This is a genomic window from Microbispora sp. H10949 (genome assembly GCF_014161435.1).
Taxonomy (GTDB): domain Bacteria; phylum Actinomycetota; class Actinomycetes; order Streptosporangiales; family Streptosporangiaceae; genus Microbispora; species Microbispora triticiradicis.
Map to the genome: position 1 here is coordinate 780,254 of NZ_JABBWZ010000001.1, position 18,960 is coordinate 799,213.

14 protein-coding genes are annotated in these 18,960 nt (G+C 72.2%); 7 read left to right on the plus strand and 7 right to left on the minus strand.

What is annotated here, in order from left to right; translation table 11 throughout:
- Nucleotides 1-66: 66 nt before the first annotated feature.
- Both HHX40_RS03455 and HHX40_RS03460 read right to left on the minus strand, forming a co-directional pair.
- On the minus strand, nucleotides 67-261 hold the full coding sequence (locus tag HHX40_RS03455) for a DUF3046 domain-containing protein (protein WP_117409364.1): 195 nt from the start codon (nucleotides 259-261) through the stop codon (nucleotides 67-69).
- Nucleotides 262-331: 70 nt separating this feature from the next.
- Nucleotides 332-820, minus strand: a complete 489-nt coding sequence (locus tag HHX40_RS03460; RefSeq protein ID WP_138461413.1) for a VOC family protein — start codon at nucleotides 818-820, stop codon at nucleotides 332-334.
- Nucleotides 821-952: 132 nt separating this feature from the next.
- On the opposite strand from HHX40_RS03460, the gene HHX40_RS03465 reads away from it, so the two are divergent.
- The gene (locus HHX40_RS03465; RefSeq protein ID WP_182879361.1) at nucleotides 953-6,166 is read left to right on the plus strand and encodes a DEAD/DEAH box helicase; all 5,214 of its coding nucleotides are present in this window, start codon (nucleotides 953-955) and stop codon (nucleotides 6,164-6,166) included.
- Nucleotides 6,167-6,174: 8 nt separating this feature from the next.
- On the opposite strand, the gene HHX40_RS03470 is transcribed toward HHX40_RS03465, so the two are convergent.
- The 3 genes from HHX40_RS03470 to HHX40_RS03480 are packed head-to-tail and all read right to left on the minus strand — an operon-like array spanning nucleotide 6,175 to nucleotide 9,366.
- On the minus strand, nucleotides 6,175-7,479 hold the full coding sequence (locus HHX40_RS03470; RefSeq protein WP_220498560.1) for an APC family permease: 1,305 nt from the start codon (nucleotides 7,477-7,479) through the stop codon (nucleotides 6,175-6,177).
- 11 nt (nucleotides 7,480-7,490) lie between these two features.
- Nucleotides 7,491-8,174 (minus strand): M15 family metallopeptidase, encoded by a 684-nt coding sequence (locus tag HHX40_RS03475; RefSeq protein ID WP_111699764.1) that lies wholly within the window; start codon nucleotides 8,172-8,174, stop codon nucleotides 7,491-7,493.
- A 16-nt stretch (nucleotides 8,175-8,190) separates the two neighbouring features.
- Nucleotides 8,191-9,366, minus strand: coding sequence for an ROK family transcriptional regulator (locus HHX40_RS03480; protein ID WP_182879362.1), 1,176 nt, complete (start codon nucleotides 9,364-9,366; stop codon nucleotides 8,191-8,193).
- A gap of 215 nt (nucleotides 9,367-9,581) precedes the next feature.
- Between HHX40_RS03480 and HHX40_RS03485 the strand changes: the two genes are divergently transcribed.
- From HHX40_RS03485 to HHX40_RS03500, 4 genes are all read left to right on the plus strand, one after another.
- Complete coding sequence (locus tag HHX40_RS03485) at nucleotides 9,582-10,913, plus strand: sugar ABC transporter substrate-binding protein (protein ID WP_182874796.1); 1,332 nt, start codon at nucleotides 9,582-9,584, stop codon at nucleotides 10,911-10,913.
- 5 nt (nucleotides 10,914-10,918) lie between these two features.
- Nucleotides 10,919-11,935 carry a carbohydrate ABC transporter permease gene (locus tag HHX40_RS03490; protein ID WP_182879363.1) on the plus strand — a complete coding sequence of 339 codons (1,017 nt, stop codon included), beginning with the start codon at nucleotides 10,919-10,921 and terminating at the stop codon, nucleotides 11,933-11,935.
- Entirely contained in the window at nucleotides 11,932-12,783 is an 852-nt protein-coding gene (locus HHX40_RS03495) for a carbohydrate ABC transporter permease (RefSeq protein WP_111699699.1), read from the plus strand. The genes HHX40_RS03490 and HHX40_RS03495 overlap by 4 nt, the downstream gene beginning before the upstream one ends.
- A gap of 120 nt (nucleotides 12,784-12,903) precedes the next feature.
- The gene (locus tag HHX40_RS03500) at nucleotides 12,904-14,412 is read left to right on the plus strand and encodes a glycoside hydrolase family 3 protein (protein WP_182879364.1); all 1,509 of its coding nucleotides are present in this window, start codon (nucleotides 12,904-12,906) and stop codon (nucleotides 14,410-14,412) included.
- 73 nt (nucleotides 14,413-14,485) lie between these two features.
- Here the strand turns inward: HHX40_RS03500 and HHX40_RS03505 are convergent, their stop codons facing one another.
- Nucleotides 14,486-15,769 (minus strand): OmpL47-type beta-barrel domain-containing protein, encoded by a 1,284-nt coding sequence (locus HHX40_RS03505; protein ID WP_182879365.1) that lies wholly within the window; start codon nucleotides 15,767-15,769, stop codon nucleotides 14,486-14,488.
- 100 nt (nucleotides 15,770-15,869) lie between these two features.
- Complete coding sequence (locus HHX40_RS03510) at nucleotides 15,870-16,064, minus strand: hypothetical protein (RefSeq protein ID WP_182879366.1); 195 nt, start codon at nucleotides 16,062-16,064, stop codon at nucleotides 15,870-15,872.
- 510 nt (nucleotides 16,065-16,574) lie between these two features.
- On the opposite strand from HHX40_RS03510, the gene HHX40_RS03515 reads away from it, so the two are divergent.
- Both HHX40_RS03515 and HHX40_RS03520 read left to right on the plus strand, forming a co-directional pair.
- Nucleotides 16,575-17,810 carry a multicopper oxidase domain-containing protein gene (locus HHX40_RS03515; protein ID WP_182879367.1) on the plus strand — a complete coding sequence of 412 codons (1,236 nt, stop codon included), beginning with the start codon at nucleotides 16,575-16,577 and terminating at the stop codon, nucleotides 17,808-17,810.
- 109 nt (nucleotides 17,811-17,919) lie between these two features.
- Nucleotides 17,920-18,948: a multicopper oxidase domain-containing protein gene (locus HHX40_RS03520; protein WP_220498561.1), complete on the plus strand. Its 1,029-nt coding sequence runs from the start codon at nucleotides 17,920-17,922 to the stop codon at nucleotides 18,946-18,948.
- The last annotated feature ends 12 nt before the right edge of the window (nucleotides 18,949-18,960 follow it).

Sequence of the window (18,960 nt, forward strand, 5' to 3'; positions counted from 1 at the left end):
CGGCCGTCGGGCGGGCGGGCCCGCGGCCAGTTCAGCGGTGCGACGCCGATGCCGCGCGGCAGTGCGTCAGCGCAGCTTGGGGTCGACGTCGACCGCCTGGCAGACGGCCTGCCAGACCTGCTTCGCCGCCACACCTTCGGCGAGGGCCTGCTCGACGGTGCGCCCGCCGAGACCGGCGAGGACGTAGTCCTTGGCCCACGACTCCGCGTACGCCTCGCCGAAGTGGCGGCGCATCCTGTTCCAGAAGTCGGTGAGGCGCATGCGTTCAGTATGGCCCCCCAGGCGGAATGGCCTCACCGCCCTCGGCGACCGTGACGCCGCGCCCGTCCCGTCACATCACGCGGGCGCCGTACATCTCGCCGAGGGGGTCGGCGAGGAGCTCCAGGCGAGCGCCGTCCGGGTCCCGGAAGTAGATCGAACTGCCGCTCTCCTCCTGGTACGGCACGCCGGCCGCGTCGAGCTTGCCGCGCAGGCGCTCCCACGTCGCCCGCTCCACGGAGATCGCGATGTGGTGGAGGCCGCCGAGAACCTCCTTGTACGGCTCCAGGTCGAGTCCGGGGAGGTCGAAGAAGGCCAGCAGGTTCCCGTTGCCGATGTCGAAGAAGAAGTGGTTCGACCCGCGGTAGTCGCGGTTCTCGAAGATCTCGGTCAGCGGGAACTCGAGGAGTTCGTGATAGAAGCGGATGGTCCGCTCGACGTCGGATGAGATCAACGCGAAGTGGTGCAGGCCCCTCGCGCTGCTTGCGGCACGGCGCTCGCCGAGGTAGCGCTCCCGGATGCGGGTGCGCGCCACCTCGACGGCCGCATAGTCGATTTCCATACTCAAGAAGATTGTCCTGTTTTGCGCTCGTCATGCCCCCGGTCACCTGATCGGGGCACGTCCCGTTCCACCCGTGCCGCTGGCGGGCGGCCACCGCGACCAGGCGGCGTGGCGTTTTCTGTCGGTGGGGCGATGCATGATGGGCGGGTGGGTGCGCTCGACGGCTTCAGCCCGGTGACCAGGGAGTGGTTCACCGGGGCGTTCGCGACGCCGACCTCGGCGCAGGAGGGCGCATGGTCGTCGATCGCCCGTGGTGAGAACACACTCGTGGTCGCCCCCACGGGGTCGGGCAAGACTCTCGCGGCCTTCCTGTGGGCGATCGACCGGCTGGCCGTCGAGCACGCGACCGGCCGGGGCGAGACGGCGGGCCCGCGGGACCGGCACGGCGGATCGCCCGGCCGGCGCTCCGGGGGCGCGGGTGGCCGGGCGAAGACCGGGGAACCGGCGCGTCCCTGTCGTGTCGTGTACGTCTCACCGCTGAAGGCCCTGGCGGTCGACGTGGAGCGGAACCTGCGCGCCCCTCTCACCGGCATCCGGCAGACGGCGCTGCGGATGGGGCTGCCGGCCCCCGACATATCGGTGGCGATCCGCTCCGGGGACACCGCGGCCGAGGAGCGGCGCCGTTTCGCGGCCCGGCCGTCGGACGTCCTGATCACGACGCCCGAATCGCTGTTCCTGCTCCTCACCTCGCAGGCGCGCGAGGCGCTGCGCGGTGTGCAGACCGTGATCGTGGACGAGGTCCACGCCGTCGCGTCGACCAAGCGCGGGGCCCACCTCGCGCTCACGCTGGAGCGGCTCGACGCCCTGCTGCCCGCACCGGCCCAGCGCATCGGCCTGTCGGCGACCGTGCGCCCGGTCGAGGAGGTGGCGGCCTTCCTCGGCGGGACGCGTCCGGCCACCGTCGTGCAGCCGCCCGCCGAGAAGGTCATCGAGGTCGACGTCGTGGTGCCGGTCGAGGACATGACCGAGCTCGCGCCGCCCCCTCCCGGAGCCGAGGGCGAGCCGGCGGAGCACCGGCGGAGCATCTGGCCGCATGTCGAGGAGCACCTGCTCGACCTGATCCAGGCCCATCGGTCCACGATCGTCTTCGCCAACTCACGACGGTTGTCCGAGCGGCTGTGCACCCGGCTCAACGAGCTCGCCTGGGAACGGCAGGCCTCCTCCGCCCCCGGCGGAGGCACAGGTGGAGACACAGGTCAGGGCACAGACGGGGGCACGGACGGGGCGGATCCGGCCCACTGGTCGGAGGCCTTCGAGCGGTTGCACGCGCAGTGGTCCGGCCACCGCGACGGACCAGACCACGGGCAGGCCGCTCCTCCGGCCGGGGAAACCGGACCTTCGGGACCGGGACTCACGGGAATCGGACCTGCGGGACCGGGCGTCACGGGACCTGCGCTGCCGGGACCTGCGCTGCCGGGGCCTGGGCTCACCGGACCCGGGCTGCCGGGACCCGGACTGCCGGGTCCGGGGGTCATGCCGTCGGAGTTCATGGCGCAGGCGGGCGTGTCGGGCGGCGCGATCCCCGAGGTGGTGCGGGCCCACCACGGCTCCGTCTCCAAGGAGGAGCGCGCCCAGATCGAGGAGGCGCTGAAGTCGGGCCGGCTGCCCGCGGTGGTCGCCACCTCCAGCCTGGAGCTCGGCATCGACATGGGCTCGGTCGATCTGGTGGCCTGCGTGGAGGCGCCGCCCAGCGTTGCCAGCGGGCTGCAGCGCATCGGCCGCGCCGGGCACCAGGTCGGCGCGGTGTCCAGGGGTGTGATCTTCCCCAAGTACCGGGGCGATCTGGTCCAGACGGCGGTGGTGGCGGAGCGCATGCGCGCCGGGCGGATCGAGGAGCTCCGTTACCCGCGCAACCCCCTCGACGTGCTGGCGCAGCAGATCGTCGCGATGACCGCGCTCGACGAGTGGACCGTCGACTCGCTGGAGGCGCTGGTGCGCCGGGCCGCGCCGTACGCCACGCTGCCGCGCACCGCGCTGGAGGCGACGCTCGACATGCTGGCCGGGCGTTATCCGAGCGAGGAGTTCGCCGAGCTGCGGCCGCGCGTCGTGTGGGACCGGGTGACCGGGACCCTCCACGGCCGTCCGGGGGCGCAGCGCCTGGCGGTGACCAACGGGGGCACGATTCCCGACCGGGGGCTGTTCGGCGTGTTCCTGGTCGGCGAAAAGGCCTCGCGGGTGGGCGAGCTGGACGAGGAGATGGTCTACGAGTCCCGCGTCGGCGACGTGTTCGTGCTGGGCGCGACCTCCTGGCGGATCGAGGACATCACGGCCGACCGCGTGCTGGTCTCCCCCGCTCCCGGCCGGCCGGGCAAGCTGCCGTTCTGGCACGGCGACGCGCCGGGCCGCCCCGCGGAGCTGGGCCGGGCCATCGGCGCGTTCCTCCGGGAGCTGTCGGCGGCCGGGGCGGGCGGCAAGGGCGACGCCCGGGCCGCGCTCGAACGCGTCCGCGCGGCCGGCCTCGACGAGTACGCCGCCAGGAACCTCCTCTCCTACCTGACGGAACAGCGGGAGGCGACGGGATACGTGCCCGACGACCGCACGCTGGTGGTGGAGCGGTTCCGCGACGAGCTGGGCGACTGGCGGGTGGTGCTCCACTCCCCCTACGGCGCGCGGGTGCACGCGCCGTGGGCGCTCGCGATCGGGCGCCGCCTGCGGGAGCGGTACGGCGCGGACGTCCAGGCCGTCCACTCCGACGACGGCATCGTGCTGCGCGTCCCGGACACCTTCGAGGACGGGCCGACCGACGTGGCGGTCTTCGACGCCGACGAGATCGAGCAGATCGTGGTGGAGGAGCTGGGCGGCTCCGCGCTGTTCGCCTCCCGCTTCCGGGAGTGCGCCGGGCGCGCCCTCCTGCTCCCCCGGCGCTCTCCGGGCAGGCGCACCCCCCTGTGGCAGCAGCGCCAGCGGGCCGCCCACCTGCTGGGCGTGGCGAGCAAGTACGCCGGTTTCCCGGTGGTCCTGGAGACGATGCGCGAGTGCCTGCAGGACGTCTTCGACGTTCCCGGCCTGGTGGGGCTCCTGCGTGACGTCGCCGCCCGCCGGGTGCGGGTGGTCGAGGTGGAGACCTCCCAGGCGTCCCCGTTCGCCGCGTCGCTGCTGTTCAACTACATCGGCGCCTTCATGTACGAGGGCGACGCGCCGCTGGCGGAGCGGCGGGCCCAGGCGCTGGCCCTCGACACCGCGCTCCTGGCCGAGCTGCTGGGGCAGGCCGACCTTAGGGAGTTGCTCGACCCCGACGTCCTCGCGGAGACCGAGCGGGAACTGGCCCGGCTCGACAGGCCGTTGCGGGACGCCGAGGACCTCGCGGACCTGCTGCGTTCGCACGGCCCGCTGCTCGCCCAGGACGTCTCGATCCGCGAGGGCGACCCGGCGTGGCTGGCGGACCTGGAGCGGGCGCGCAGGGCCATCCGGGTGCGCGTGGCGGGTCACGAACAGTGGGCCGCCGTCGAGGACGCCTGGCGGCTGCGTGACGCCCTGGGCGTGCCGCTGCCCGTGGGCGTGCCGCACCAGTTCCTGGAGCCGCCGCCGACCGGCGGTGCGCACGGCTCCGGCAGGCCCGCCGCCGACCCGCTGGGCGACCTGGTGGCCCGGCACGCCCGCACCCGCGGCCCGTTCTCGTCCGGGACCGCCGCCGCCCGCTTCGGGGTCGGCGTCGCGGTGGCGGACGAGGCGCTGCGCCGCCTCGCCGGGTCCGGAAGGATCGTCTCGGGCGAGTTCCGGCCCGGCGGCCGGGGCGAGGAGTGGTGCGACGCCGACGTGCTGCGGCTCCTGCGGCGCCGGTCGCTCGCCCGGCTCCGCAAGGAGGTGGAGCCGGTTCCGCCCGAGGTTCTGGCCGCCTTCCTGCCCGCCTGGCACGGGATCGCACCGCAGAGCATCGCGACGAGCGGCGGCCGTCCCGTCGGGTACGACGGCGGCACCGGCCACCCGGGCCCCGGCGGACCTCCCGGCCCACCACGGCAGGGGCGGCCGGAGGTCCAGGGGTCCGCGCGGGCGATGGACACGCTGATCAGCGCGATCGAACGGCTGCAGGGAGCGGCGGTCCCCGCCTCGGCCCTGGAGTCGCTGGTGCTGCCCGCTCGGGTGCCCGGCTACTCCCCGGCCCTGCTCGACGAGCTGACCTCGTCCGGCGAGGTCGTCTGGGCGGGCCAGGGCTCGCTGCCCGGCGGGGACGGCTGGGTCTCGCTCTACTTCGCCGACACCGCACCGCTGCTGCTGCCCGCACCGGCGGAGATCACCATGACCCCCCTGCACGAGGGGATCCTGGAGATCCTCGGCGGCGGCGGGGCGCTGTTCTTCCGCGAGCTGTCCAACCGGATAGGGGCGGCCGCATGCGGCGCGGGCGGCGCGGCCGGCACCGGTCCGGACGCCGCGGCGTCCCGCCGGGCCCGCATCCTCGGCCGGTCGGCCGCGGACACCCCGGCGCCCGGCGAGGGCCTCACCGCGAACGGGCCGCCGGACGACCTGACCCTGTCCGCCGCGCTGTGGGACCTCGTCTGGGCGGGCCGCGTCACCGGGGACACGCTGGCTCCGCTCCGCTCGGCGCTGGGCACCGGAAGGCCCGCCCACCGTCCGGCCGCGACCAGGCGCCGCCGGGCCGTCCTGCCCACCAGGAGCGGCCCGCCGACCGTGAGCGGCCGATGGTGGCCGCTCCCCGCGCCCGCGGGCGACGGCACCCAGCGGGCGCACGCCCAGGCGGAGGTGCTGCTCGAACGGCACGGGGTGCTGACCAGGGGCGGCGTCACGGCCGAACGCCTGCCCGGCGGGTTCTCCGCCGTCTACCAGGTGCTGCGCGCCTTCGAGGAGAGCGGGCGGTGCCGCCGCGGCTACTTCGTCGAAGGGCTGGGCGGTGCCCAGTTCGCCCTTCCTGGCGCGGTGGACCGGATGCGGGCCATGTCCTCTCCGTCGTCCTCCCCGTCGTCCCCCTCGCCGGGGCTTTCGCCGGAGGAGGACCTGTGGTCGGTCCCGGCCCCGCCGCCGCCCCGGCCGGTGGTCGTGCTGGCCGCGGCCGACCCGGCCAACCCGTACGGCGCCGCGCTGCCCTGGCCCGAGCGCGCGGACGACGTGACCCACAAGCCGGGCCGCAAGGCGGGCGCGCTGGTGGTGCTGGTGGAGGGCTCCCTCGTCCTCTACGTCGAGCGTGGCGGCAAGACCCTGCTCTCCTACGGGTCTGAGGAGGACCTGCGCCCGGCCGTGCAGGCCCTGGCCGTCTCCGTGCGGCGGGGCGCGCTGGGCAAGCTCACCGTCGAACGGGCCGACGGCGCCTCGATCACCGGCTCACCCCTGGCGGAGGCCCTGGAGGCCGCCGGGTTCCACCCCACCCCGCGTGGTCTGCGCATCCGCGGCTGACCGCCGTCCTAGCCCGGCTCCGCCACGCTCGCCGGCCGGTCCTCCCCCACCCGAGTCGCCCGGCGCCTCCGGTTGAGCCGCAGGTACAGCAGAGCGGCGCCGGCGACCGCCAGCGGCCACAGAAGGTAGGGGCCGGACATGAGAAGCAGCGCGGCCACCGCGACCATCGCCGTCATCGCCGCGGCCCGGCCCATGCCGCGTCTCGGCAGCAGCTTGAGCGCGGCGGCCACGCCGAGCGCGTACACCGCCACGAAGGAGCCGGTGGTGAGCAGCACGACAGGCTGGGCGCCCACCCCCGTGGCGACCACGACGGCCAGCGCGACGAACGACAACGCCGAGTGGACGGCCAGGCTGCGGCGGGGCACCTCGCCCGCCATGCTGCCTCCGGCGAGCGCCCGGGGCAGCGCTCCGTCCCGGCCGAGGGCGGCGCCCAGTTTGGCCGCCCCGGCGTAGTAGGCGTTCATGGCGCCGAGCGTCAGCAGCACCGCGGCCCCGGCGGCCAGCCAGCGGGCGTTGCCGCCCAGGCCGAGTGCCATGAGTTCGCCCAGCGGCGCTTCGGTCCGGGCCGCGCCGGGACCGAGGACGGTGACTGTGGCGAAGGCCACCAGCAGGTACAGCACCCCGACGATGACGACCGCCGCCCCGGTCGCCCTCGGCAGGTCGCGTCGCGGGCGGCGGAACTCGCCGGCGAGATGGGTGATCGCCTCCCAGCCCGCGAAGCTCCAGACGAGCAGCGCGCCCGCGGAGCCGACGGCCGTCCAGCCGTGCGGGGCGAACGGCCGGAGATTGTCCAGGTCGGCGTGCGGCAGCGACAGCCCTACCGACACCACCAGCAGCAGGACGAGCAGCCCCGCCAGGACGAGCTGCAACCTGCTGCTGACCTGGAGTCCGACGGCGTTGGCCGCGGTGACCACGGCCATCAGCACCGCCGCGGTCACGGTGGTGGTCACCGCCCCGCCCCCGGCCGCGGCGGAGACGTACGCCGCGCCGAACAGCGCGGCGGGGACGGCGCCCAGGGGCACCGCCAGGTAGAACCACCAGCCGACCACCGCCGCCGCGTGTTCGCCGAAGGCCAGCCGGGCGTAGGTGGACACCCCGCCCGCGTCGGGATAGCGCGCGCCGAGCGCGGCGAAGGTCCCGGCCAGCGGTGCCGACAGCAGGACGAGCGCCAGCCAGGCGAGCAGCGAGGCCGGTCCCGCCGCCTCCGCCGCCAGGGCGGGCAGCGCGATGACCCCGGTGCCGAGGACGGCTCCCACGTACATCGCCGTGCCGTGGCCGAAGGTCATCCGGCCCTGGTGGGTGGCCTCACTCACGACGCATCGCCCTACAACTCCACGGGGCCGTAGAGGGCGGCGGGGGCGCGGCGGGTCATGGCCCAGTAGCGGTCGCCGTACGACCAGTGCCACCACTCGGTCGGGTAGTTCACCAGGCCGCAGGCCTCCAGGGCCGCGCTCAGGACGTCGCGGTTGCGCCGTGCCCCGGCGCCCACCTCGGCGGCCGTGTAGCAGGCGCCGCGGCTCTGCTCGGGGGTGGCGTTGACGGCCGTCCCCATGTCGAGTTCCACCCCGTAGTCGTCGCAGAGCGTCAGGTCGACGGCCGCGCCCGCCGTGTGCGGGGCGACCTCTATCGGGGAGACATACCGGCTCGCGGCGACGTGCAGGTCGCCGGCCGGCATGTCCGGGAAGGCGGCGCGCAGTTCGGCCTTGTACTCCTCGAAGTAGCGCCGCTGCAGCGCGGGCGGGCGGTAGCCCTCGACGACCACGAGGTTGCACCCCGCCGGCAGGCGGTCCTGGGCCTCCTCCAGGCGGGCCAGCAGGCCCTCCCGCAGGTGGGCGTAGGCCCCGGCCGGATCGGCGAGCCGTTCGTCGACCCGCAGCCGTCCCCGGACGTCGCTCAGCTTCTCGCCGCACTCCTCCACGCCGATCGAGGTCACCCGGAGATCCGAGATCAGGACCAGACCGGCGGCGGGGTCGGGCAGCGCGGAGCGATCACGAGAGGAAACGGACATGAGGATCAACCTACCGTCACACGGTGTCCGAGAAGACCTCTTCACGCGCTCGGTCCAGTGCTGCGACGATAGCCCCCATAAGTACGGGATTGCCATCCACGCCGGTCGCCGCCACCGTGGGGCGGCTCGGGCACACGCGGGCCACCGCCTCCTCCACCCGCCGGGCGAGCAGGTGTCCCCCGGCCCTGCCGACGTCTCCGCTGAGCACGACCAGCCCCGGGTCGAGCACCACCGAGACCGCCGCGACGCCGACTGCGAGCCGCCCGGCCAGGCTGTCGACGAACCCCTCGTTCCCCGCGGCGACGGCCGCGCGGACCAGCCCGGCCACGTCGCGCGCCCCCAGGTCGCCGGTGGTCACACCGTGCGCGCGGGCCAGGTTCCACAGCGCCTCTCCTCCGACGAGGCGCTGGAAGGACCCGGTCTGGGGCGCGGTGACCTGGCTCGGGAGCGGCTCGCCGGGGACCGGGAGCCAGCCGATCTCCCCCGCGCCGCCGGTGATCCCGCGGTGCAGCCTGCCGCCCAGCATGACGCCGAGGCCCTGGCCGACGCCGGTCCACAGGATCGCGAAGTCGTCGGCGCCGCGCGCCGCGCCGTACGCCTGCTCGGCCAGCGCCGCGAGGTTCACGTCGTTCTCGATGATCACGCACTCGCCCAGCAGCGTACGCAGCCCGGCGAGGATGCCGACGTGCCAGGAGGGCAGGTCGACGGAGTACCGCACGTCGCCGGTGGCCGGGTCGACCACGCCGCGGGTGCCGATGACGAAGCAGCGCAGCCGGGCGAGCTCGATCCCGGCCGTCCCACAGGCCCGCTGGACGGCCTCGTGGACCACCCGTACGGGATCTCCCGCCTCGCTCGGGTCCACCGTGACCTGGGCGATGACCGTTCCGGTGATGTCGGCGACGGCGGCCGTGACGCTGTCCGGCAGCACCTCCAGGCCCGCGACGTACGCGCTGGAGGGGTTGACGCCGTACAACGCGGCGTTCGGTCCGCGGCCCCCGGGGCGCTCGCCGGCGGCCGTGACCAGCCCGCGCGTCTCCAGGCGCGAGAGCAGCTGTCCCGAGGTCACCTTCGACAGCCCGGTAAGCTCACCCAACTCGGCCCTGGTCAGAGGGCCTCTGGTGATGAGGAGTTCCAGTGCCGCGCGGTCGTTGATCTGCCGTAGCAGCCGAGGCGTACCCGGTCGTTGTGCCACCGGCTGGTTCCCCTCTCGTCACGATCCGCTAACGCGGGCTTTTTTATAAGAAAGTTTCTTGTTAGTTTAGCGCCAGCCAGCCCGGAGGCAACCGATCAGCCTCGGGACGCCATGAGCGCCGACCGAAAGGAGAGCGCCTTCCAGCAGGTGAGCGGCCCGCCGACACCCCCACGAGGCGCACCCCCGACGCGAAGCCGGGAAGGGAGAGAACCATCGTGAAGATTGTGAAGATCGCGGTCGCGACCACCGCGACCGCCGTCCTGGCCCTGGGACTCGCCGCTTGCGGAAGCGACGACTCCAAGGACGCGGCCGCGCCGGCGGCCTCCGCGGCAGCCGGCGGTCCCAAGTTCGCGGGCCAGACTCTTACCGTGTGGCGACTCGGTGCCCCCACCGACGTCTTCACCAAATACATGGACGACCTGGGCGCCAAGTTCAAGGAGCAGACGGGCGCCGAGGCGAAGGTCCAGTGGATCCCCTGGCCCGACGCACAGAAGAAGTGGACCGCCGCCCTCGCCGGCGGCGAGGGCCCGGACATCACCGAGTTCGGCAACGACCAGGTCGCCGCCTGGGTGGCGCAGGACGCCCTGGCCGACATCACCGGCATCGTCAAGGGCGACACCGAGCTCCAGGAGATCCCGCAGAACCTGTGGAGCTACGAGACGATCGACGACAAGATCTACGCCGTGCCGTGGGGCGGCGGCACCCGGGCCGTGCTCTACCGCAAGGACTGGTTCGACAAGCTCGGCATCGAGGTCCCGAAGACCTGGGACGAGCTGATCGCCGCGGGCAAGAAGATCGTCGACAAGCAGGGCAAGGACGTCGACGGCTTCGCCTTCAACGGCGGCTCGGACGCGAACATGTCGCTGTCGCCGTTCGTCTGGTCCGCCGGGGGCGACTTCGCCAAGTTCGAGGGCGGCAAGTGGGTGGGCCAGCTCACCCAGCCGGGCTTCAAGGAGGGCTTCCAGTTCTACACGGACCTGGTCGCCAAGGACGGCGTGTCCGGCAAGGGCCGCCTGACGCAGAACTCGGTGGACATCGCCCAGCGTTTCGCCGCCGGCAAGGTCGGCATGTACGTCACCGGCGGCTGGGACATCGCCGCCATCAAGGAGCAGAGCAAGGGCAAGGTCGACGAGTCGAAGATGGGCTTCTTCTCGCTCCCGGCCAAGGACGGCTCCGGCCCGGCGCCCGCCTTCCAGGGCGGCAACGACATCGCCATCTGGAAGGACGCCAAGAACCCCGAGCTCGCCGCCGAGTATCTCAAGCTCGCCGCCGGCAAGGAGTTCGGCGTCCGGTACGCCAAGGAGGGCGGCCTGCTCCCGCTCTACCCCGACGCGCTCGCCGAGATGGGCGGCGACCCCGCCCAGAAGCCCTTCACGGACACCTTCAAGGTCGCCAAGGGCTTCCCGGCCAGCCCCAACTGGGCCGAGGCCAACGACACCAAGGCCGTGCTGCAGAACGCGGCACGCTCGGTGATCGAGGGCAAGAAGAGCGTCGACCAGGCTCTGACGGACGCCAACTCCGAGCTTGAGACGATCCTCAACCAGTAGGACTCATGACCCACACGTCAACCCTCGCCCGGGGCGGAGCCGACACCTCCGCCCCGGCGCGGCGCCCGCGCAGACGGCCCGGCCGCCCGGCCCTCTCTCCCAGAGCCGTCCCGTACGTCCTGATCCTGCCCGGCCTCCTGGTCATCGCCGCGCTCCTGCTCTACCCGCTGTACCAGATGGTCGTGATGTCCTTCCACAAGGTCGGGCTCCGGCAGATCAAGGCCGTCAATCCCGCGCCCGCCGAGTTCGTCGGCGTGGACAACTACACGCAGATCTTCGGCTCCGACCTGTTCTGGTCGTCGCTCCGCAACACCGTGCTCTTCGCCGTCGTGACCGTCGCGCTGACCCTCGCCCTCGGCACCCTCGTCGGCCTGCTGCTGCACCGGCTGGGCCCGAAGATGTCGACCTTCGTCGTCGTCGGCATCATGGCCGCCTGGGCCACCCCGCCCACCGCGCAGGCCATCGTCTGGAAGTGGCTGTTCGACTCCGACGCCGGGGTGGTCAACTGGACCCTGAACCTGCTGCCCGACAGGCTGTCGAACCTGCTGTTCGGCCAGGCCGACTGGAGCGGGCACCCGTGGTTCAACGACACGCTCACGCTCTACTTCGTGCTGGTCATGGCCGTGGTGTGGGCGTCGTTCCCGTTCATCGCGGTATCGGTGCTGGCCGGGCTCAAGAGCATCCCCGGCGAGCTGTACGAGGCGGCGAAGATGGACGGCTCGGGCGCGGTCCACACGTTCCGGAGGATCACGCTTCCACTGCTCAAACCGGTGTTCTCGGTGCTGGTCGTGCTGTCGGTCATCTGGGACTTCAAGGTATTCACCCAGCTCTACCTGCTGGCCGGCGGCACGGTGAACCGCGACGCGTTCAACCTGTCGCTGTGGAGCTACGCAGAGGCGTTCAGCAGCCCGCCGAAAATGGGCCTCGGCGCCGCCATCGCGGTCGTGCTGACCGTGATCCTGCTGCTGATCACCTTCGTGTACGTCCGGCAGATCGTGAAGACGGAGGACGACATCCGATGAGCCCGCTGACCCGCAGGAGGCTCGGACGGGCCGCGCTGAACGCGGCCGGGGTCGCGGTGTTCCTCTTCGCGGTCTTCCCCGTCTACTGGATGGTCGCCACGGCGTTCAAGCCGAACGACCAGATCTTCACCACGAGCTTCATCCCCTTCCCGAGCCCGCCGTCGCTGGACCACGTCGAACGCGTCTTCACCAGGGGCGTCGCGGGGCACTCGATCTGGCAGTACCTGGTCAACAGCACCCTCGTGGCGCTCAGCGCCGTCGTGCTCGGCGCGGTCTTCGCGCTGCTCGCGGCGACCGCCGTGGCGAGGTTCCGGTTCCGGTTCCGCACGTCGTTCCTGATCCTGCTGCTGATCGTGCAGATGGTGCCGGCCGAGGCGCTGCTGATCCCGCTGTTCACCATGGTCAAGCGGCTCGGCCTGTACGACCAGCTGCTCGGCCTGATCGTCATCAACGTCGGCCTGACGCTGCCGTTCTCCGTCTGGATGCTGCGCACGTTCGTCGCCGCCGTGCCCAAGGAACTGGAGGAGGCGGCCTGGATCGACGGCGCCGGCCGGTTCACCACCTTCTGGCGGGTGCTGTTCCCGCTGGTCGCGCCCGGCCTCGTCGCCACCAGCATCTTCGCCTTCATCACCACCTGGAACGAGTTCGTCTACGCCCTGACCCTGATCGGCGACCAGGGCAAGTACACGATGCCGGTCGCACTGCAGTTCTTCGTCGGCCAGCGGTCGACCGACTGGGGCGGCATCATGGCCGCCTCGACCCTGATGACCATCCCGGTCCTCGTCTTCTTCCTGCTGGTCCAGCGGCGGATGGTCTCCGGCCTCGTCGCGGGCGCGGTCAAGGGTTAACCACACCGCTACGGGCACCCCCGCTTCGTACGGCCGCCGCACCCGGTGGCCGTACGGGCCCTGCCCGCGCGCCCTCCGCTCTCACTCTCACGAAACTCTCCACGAAGGAGCCGAGACACCATGTCCGCCACCCGCGACTCCCAGCCGGGGGCCGCAGACCTGTCCACGCGTACCGGCGATCCGGGCCTGCACCGGCTCGCGGCGGGCGCGCTGCTCATCTCGTTCCGGGGCACGACCGCGCCGGACTGGGTCCTGCGCGGCCTGGAGGACGGCCTCGGCGGCGTGTGCCTGTTCGGCTTCAACGTGGCCTCCGGCGAGCAGGTCGGCGCGCTCACGGCCCGGCTGAACGAGGCCGCGCGGCCCGTGGTCTCCCTGGACGAGGAGGGCGGGGACGTCACCCGGCTGGCCTACCACACCGGGAGCGCCTATCCGGGCAACGCGGCGCTCGGCCGGGTGGACGACGTGGACCTGACCGAGCGCGTCTACCATGCCATGGCCGCCGACCTCGCCCGGTGCGGGGTGAACCTCGACATGGGGCCCGTGGCCGACGTCAACACCGCCGACGACAACCCGATCATCGGCACCCGGTCGTTCGGCCCGTCGCCGGACCTCGTGGCGCGGCACACGGTGGCCGCCGTACGCGGCCTGCAGTCGGCCGGGATCGCCGCCTGCGTCAAGCACTTCCCCGGCCACGGCGCCACGCACCAGGACTCCCACCTGGAGATCCCGCTGGTCGACGCCTCCCTCGACCTGCTGAGGGAGCGTGAGCTGGTCCCGTTCCTCGCGGCGATCCGGGCGGGCACGAAGTCGATCATGACGGCGCACGTGGCGGTGCCCGAGCTGACCGGCGACCTGCCGGCCACGCTCAGCCGGGAGGCGCTGACCCGGCTGCTGCGCCGCGAGCTGGGCTACGACGGCGTGGTGATCAGCGACGCCCTCGACATGCACGCGATCAGCGAGAGCGTGGGGCTCGCCGAGGGCGCCGTGCTGTCCCTGGCCGCGGGCGCCGACCTGCTGTGCCTCGGACCGCTGCCCACGCCGGAGGACGTACGGCGGATGGTGGCGCACATCGCGGAGGCCGTCACCGAGGGCCGGCTCCCCGCCGGGCGCCTGGAGGAGGCGGCCGGTCGGGTGGACCGGCTGCGTGACTGGTTCGCCCGGCCGGATGCGTCCGCCGGGGACGAGAGCCAGGTCGTGGGGCTGGACGCGGCCCGCCGCGCCGTGTCGCTGACGGGCTCGGCGGCGCCGCTGGTCGACCCGTTCGTGGTCGAACTGGACACCCCGCCGACGATCGCGGTGGGCGAGGTGCCGTGGGGGGTCGGGCCGTGGCTGCCGCACGCGGAGATCGTCCGGGTCAGGCCCGAGGACGCCGACGCCGCCGCGCTGCTCGGCCGGGCACAGGGCCGTTCACTGCTCGTGGTCGTGAAGGACGCGCACCGGCACCCGCGCAGCCGGGACCTGATCTCCGCGCTGCTCGCCGCCCGCCCGGACGCGGTCGTCATGGAGATGGGCCTGCCGATCTGGCGGCCCGGGGCGGGCGCCTACCTCGCGACGTACGGCGCGGCCCGCGCCAACGCCCAGGCCGCGGTGGAGCTGCTGAGCGGTGGCCCCTTGGCGGTGGGGCTGTAGGAGTGGGGCCGGCCGGTCAATCGACCGGCCGGCCCCTGTTCACCACGGTGGCGTCCCCGGTACGCCGGCCCGGTCAGCCGCAGCTGATCGCGCTGTAGGCGGCCTCGTAGGGCGTGGTGACCTTCTCGCCGTCGATGATCGACGTCCCCGTGACGGTGACCTCGCCCGCGGCGACCTGCTTGGCCCGCGCGTTGAAGGACTGGTACGCCCGCTTGCCCGGGGCCACGTCGGCCACGGTCGTCGAGCCGTACGAGGTCGTCAGCGTCACGGTCGCCGGCACGTCGCCGTCGTTGACGGCCGTGACCGCGACGTACACCGACGTGCCCACGCAGCGGGCCGAGGCGGTGACGGTCAGCGGCGTCCTTGCGGGCGGCGGCGCCATGACGACCGTGAACGTGGTCGTGGCGACCGCGGAGGTGTTGCCGGCCTTGTCGGTCGCCCGGTAGCGCACGGTGTGCTCGCCGACCTGGCTCACCGGCACCGGGGCCGTGTAGGCCTGGAACGCAGCGCCGTCCAGGGCGTACTCAATCGAGTCCACACCGGACTCCGCGTCGGTCGCGGTGATGGTCACCGTGGCGGAGTCCACGTAGTTGCCATCGTCGTCCTTCGTGCCGGCCACGGCCGCCGACACCGCCGGCGGGGTGGTGTCCTTCGGCTGCGGGGCCACCACCGTGAACGTGGTCGTGGCGACCGCAGAGGTGTTGCCGGCCTTGTCGGTCGCCCGGTAGCGCACGGTGTGCTGGCCGACCTGGCTCACCGGCACCGGGGCCGTGTAGGCCTGGAACGCGCCGCCGTCCAGGGCGTACTCCACCGTGTCCACCCCGGACTCGTCGTCGGTGGCCGAGACGGTCACCGCGGCGGAGCCCACGTAGTTGCCATCGTCGTCCTTCTCGCCCGACACCGACGCCGACACCTGCGGCGGCGTCGTGTCGGTGGGGCCCGCGCTGGTGACCACGAGCTCGCCGACCATGCCCGCGTGACCGGGGATCATGCAGTAGTAGCGGTACGTTCCGGGGGTGAGGTTCACCTGAACCTCGTGCCTGCCCCCGCTCGTGTCGAAGGGGCTGGCGAGGATGTTGACGTTGACGTCGTGGTTGTAGCCGGGGCTGGAGACGTCGAACGTCAGCGTGTGCGTCATCCCGAAGGTGTTGCCGGTCGACTCGTTGGTCTCGAAGACGATCGTCGCGGGGCCGGCCGTCGCCGTGATCGGCACGGACTTGTACTCGGTGTAGCTGTTGTCGGCGGTCCAGACGAGCGTCTGCTCCGCCGCCTGGCCGGCCTGCTGGCTCTGGCCCTGGCTCTGTGCCGCGGCTCCGACTCCCGACAGCCACACCGTCGGCAGTGCCACCGCCAGCATCACCAGGACGATGCGTCCGAGCGTGGCAGGGGTTCTGAGCGCCCTCCGCAAACCACTGAGGAAGCCCGAAGAAGATCTGATGCGCATACCGTTGTACCTCTCATGATCCGATGCGTCGGCCGGCGGACATCGCGCTGCGGCCGGCGTCGCTCGGAGGGCGTGCCGGGCGGGAGAGCTCACGCACACGGGCGTTGCGGAACTCGGCCAGGTCAATGTCGACCTCGAAGTGGTGGCAGGCCGGCGCGGCCATGACGGGCGGCGTCGCCGCTCCCACGGTCAGGGGGACGTTTGACATTATGATCACGGCGCGGCGCCAGGCGGGTGATCGGGGTGTGCGAAGAGGTCTCTTCGGCCCATCGTCCACTCCTTTGGTTGGGGGTGCGACAGCAACCTTCGGAAGAACTGTCTGGTCAGCCGCGGTGCTCACCGGCCTCGCCGATGCCGGTGCCGGTGCCGTGACGTCCTCCATCCCTGCAGAGGCCGGTGGCCGAATCCTCAGGCGCTACGGCGGAAAACGTAACAGTCTGGCAGCACTTAGTCCACATTGATGACAAAGTTCACTAGTTCGTTACCATTCTTATCGAAGAATCGGCGAAAGACCTGCTAGGCACCCATGGAACTTCCCTTCTACCTGCGCGAATACCTCCGGACCGGGATGCCCTGCGCCCCATAGGCCGGCCTCCGAGCCCCACCCCCAGCCCCCACGTCCTATGCGCCGGCTCACCGCCGGCGCCCTCGACCCCCTCAGCTCGGACCACCCCCCGGCTCGCCGCACCCGGGCGAGCGCCGTCACCGATTGGGAACCATGACCGAGAAAAGCACCGACGCGACGCGACGCCTGTTCTCCCGGCGCGCCTTCGCCACCACCGCGGCGACAGCCGCCGCGGTCGCGCCGTTCGCCGTGGCGAGTCAGGTCACCGCCGCTCCCGCGGACAAGGCCGCGGACAAGACGGCGGGTACGCCGGGCGACGTCCGCCGCATCACCCTGTATGCGGAGAAGCTGCCCGACGGTCAGCTGGGCTACGGCCTGGAGGCCGGCAAGCCCACGATCCCCGGCCCCCTCATCGAGATGATCGAGGGCGAGACCCTCGAAATCGAGCTGGTCAACAACACGGGCGTGACCGCCAGCCTGCATGTCCACGGAGTGGACTATGAATGGAACAGCGACGGCACGCGGATGAACGACAGCGTGGTGGAGCCGGGAGGCCGGTACGTCTACACCTGGCGCACCCACGCCCAGGGTGACCGCCCCGACGGCACCTTCGCACCCGGCAGCGCGGGTTACTGGCACTACCACGACCACGTCGTGGGAACCGACCACGGCACCGGCGGCATCCTGCGCGGACTCTACGGGCCACTGGTGGTACGGCGCACGGGCGACATCCTCCCCGACAAGACCTTCACCGTCGTCTTCAACGACATGAAGACCAACAACCTCGCCCAGGCGCCCGACTTCACCGCCGAACTCGGCGAACGAGTCGAGTTCATCGTCATCGCCCACGGCAACTTCTTCCACACCTTCCACATCCACGGACACCGCTGGGCCGACAACCGCACCGGCATGCTGGAAGACCTGGAGGACCAGAGCCGCGTCATCGACACCAAGACCACCGGACCCGCCGAGTCCTTCGGCTTCCAGGTGATCGCCGGCGAACGCGTCGGCCCCGGGAAGTGGATGTACCACTGCCACGTACAGGGCTATTCGGATGCGGGGATGTCCGGGACGTTCACGGTGACCGGCGCGAGCGAGAAGGTGCCGCTGACCGTCACCGCCGCGTCCCGCTGCGTGGGCACGTCGGTGTACGTCGCGGTCACGGCCGTCAACCACGGCGACGTGCCGGCGACCGTGACGCTGACCACCCCGTACGGCTCCACGACCGTGGCCAACGTGGCCCCGGGCAAGCAGGCGTACCAGTCCTTCAACACGCGGGCCAAGCAGATCGGCGCGGGCAAGGTCACCGTGACCGGGACAGCGACGATCGGCGGCAAGAAGGTCACCTCGACCTACGAGACCGGCTACAGCGCGATCAGCTGCGGCTGACCTGGCAGCGCCGGCACAGACCATCCTCCAGCTCGGACCACCCCCAGCTCGCCGCACCCGGGCGAGTGCCGTCACCGATTGGGAACCCATGACCGAGAAAAACACTGACGTGACGCGACGCCTGTTCTCCCGGCGCGCCTTCGCCACCACCGCGGCGGCAGCCGCCGCGGTCGCGCCCTTCGCCGTGGCGAGCCAGGTCACCGCGGCGCCTGCGGACAAGACCACGGCGGGGACCGTGGCCGGCACCACGGCCAGGACCGCGGGCACGCCGGGCGGCGTCCGCCGCATCACCCTGTATGCGGAGAAGCTGCCCGACGGTCAGCTGGGCTACGGCCTGGAGGCCGGCAAGCCCACGATCCCCGGCCCCCTCATCGAGATGATCGAGGGCGAGACCCTCGAAATCGAGCTGGTCAACAACACCGACGTGACCGCCAGCCTGCACGCCCACGGAGTGGACTACGAAACCTCCAGCGACGGCACGCGGATGAACGACAGCGTGGTGCAGCCGGGGGGCCGGTACGTCTACACCTGGCGCACCCACACCCCGGGCACCCGCACCGACGGCACCATCGAGCCCGGCAGCGCGGGCTACTGGCACTACCACGACCACGTCGTGGGAACCGACCACGGCACCGGCGGCATCCTGCGCGGCCTCTACGGACCGCTCGTGGTACGCCGAACCGGCGACATCCTCCCCGACAAGACCCTCACCGTCGTCTTCAACGACATGAAGACCAACAACCTCACCCAGGCGCCCGACTTCACCGCCAAGCTGGGCGAACGCGTGGAGTTCATCGTCATCGCCCACGGCAACCTGTTTCACACCTTCCACATCCACGGACACCGCTGGGCCGACAACCGCACCGGCATGCTGAGAGGCCCGCAGGACCCGAGCCGCGTCATCGACACCAAGACCACCGGACCCGCCGAGTCCTTCGGCTTCCAGGTGATCGCCGGCGAACGCGTCGGCCCCGGGATGTGGATGTACCACTGCCACGTGCAGAGCCACTCCGACATGGGGATGGCCGGTATGTTCACCGTGACCGACGCGAACGGGAACGTGCCGGGCCACTCGATGGACGACATGCCGAGCCCTTCGACGAGCGCCGTGCCGGGCCACTCCATGGAGGGCATGTAACGGCGACGCCGT

Bases quoted from the DNA above. Each gene is read 5' to 3' on its own strand.
- HHX40_RS03455 (WP_117409364.1), bottom strand. From the start codon at position 261: ATGCGCCTCACCGACTTCTGGAACAGGATGCGCCGCCACTTCGGCGAG.
- HHX40_RS03460 (WP_138461413.1), bottom strand. From the start codon at position 820: ATGGAAATCGACTATGCGGCCGTCGAGGTGGCGCGCACCCGCATCCGG.
- HHX40_RS03465 (WP_182879361.1), top strand. From the start codon at position 953: ATGCATGATGGGCGGGTGGGTGCGCTCGACGGCTTCAGCCCGGTGACC.
- HHX40_RS03475 (WP_111699764.1), bottom strand. From the start codon at position 8,174: ATGTCCGTTTCCTCTCGTGATCGCTCCGCGCTGCCCGACCCCGCCGCC.
- HHX40_RS03490 (WP_182879363.1), top strand. From the start codon at position 10,919: ATGACCCACACGTCAACCCTCGCCCGGGGCGGAGCCGACACCTCCGCC.
- HHX40_RS03495 (WP_111699699.1), top strand. From the start codon at position 11,932: ATGAGCCCGCTGACCCGCAGGAGGCTCGGACGGGCCGCGCTGAACGCG.
- HHX40_RS03500 (WP_182879364.1), top strand. From the start codon at position 12,904: ATGTCCGCCACCCGCGACTCCCAGCCGGGGGCCGCAGACCTGTCCACG.
- HHX40_RS03505 (WP_182879365.1), bottom strand. From the start codon at position 15,769: ATGCTGGCGGTGGCACTGCCGACGGTGTGGCTGTCGGGAGTCGGAGCC.
- HHX40_RS03510 (WP_182879366.1), bottom strand. From the start codon at position 16,064: ATGTCAAACGTCCCCCTGACCGTGGGAGCGGCGACGCCGCCCGTCATG.
- HHX40_RS03515 (WP_182879367.1), top strand. From the start codon at position 16,575: ATGACCGAGAAAAGCACCGACGCGACGCGACGCCTGTTCTCCCGGCGC.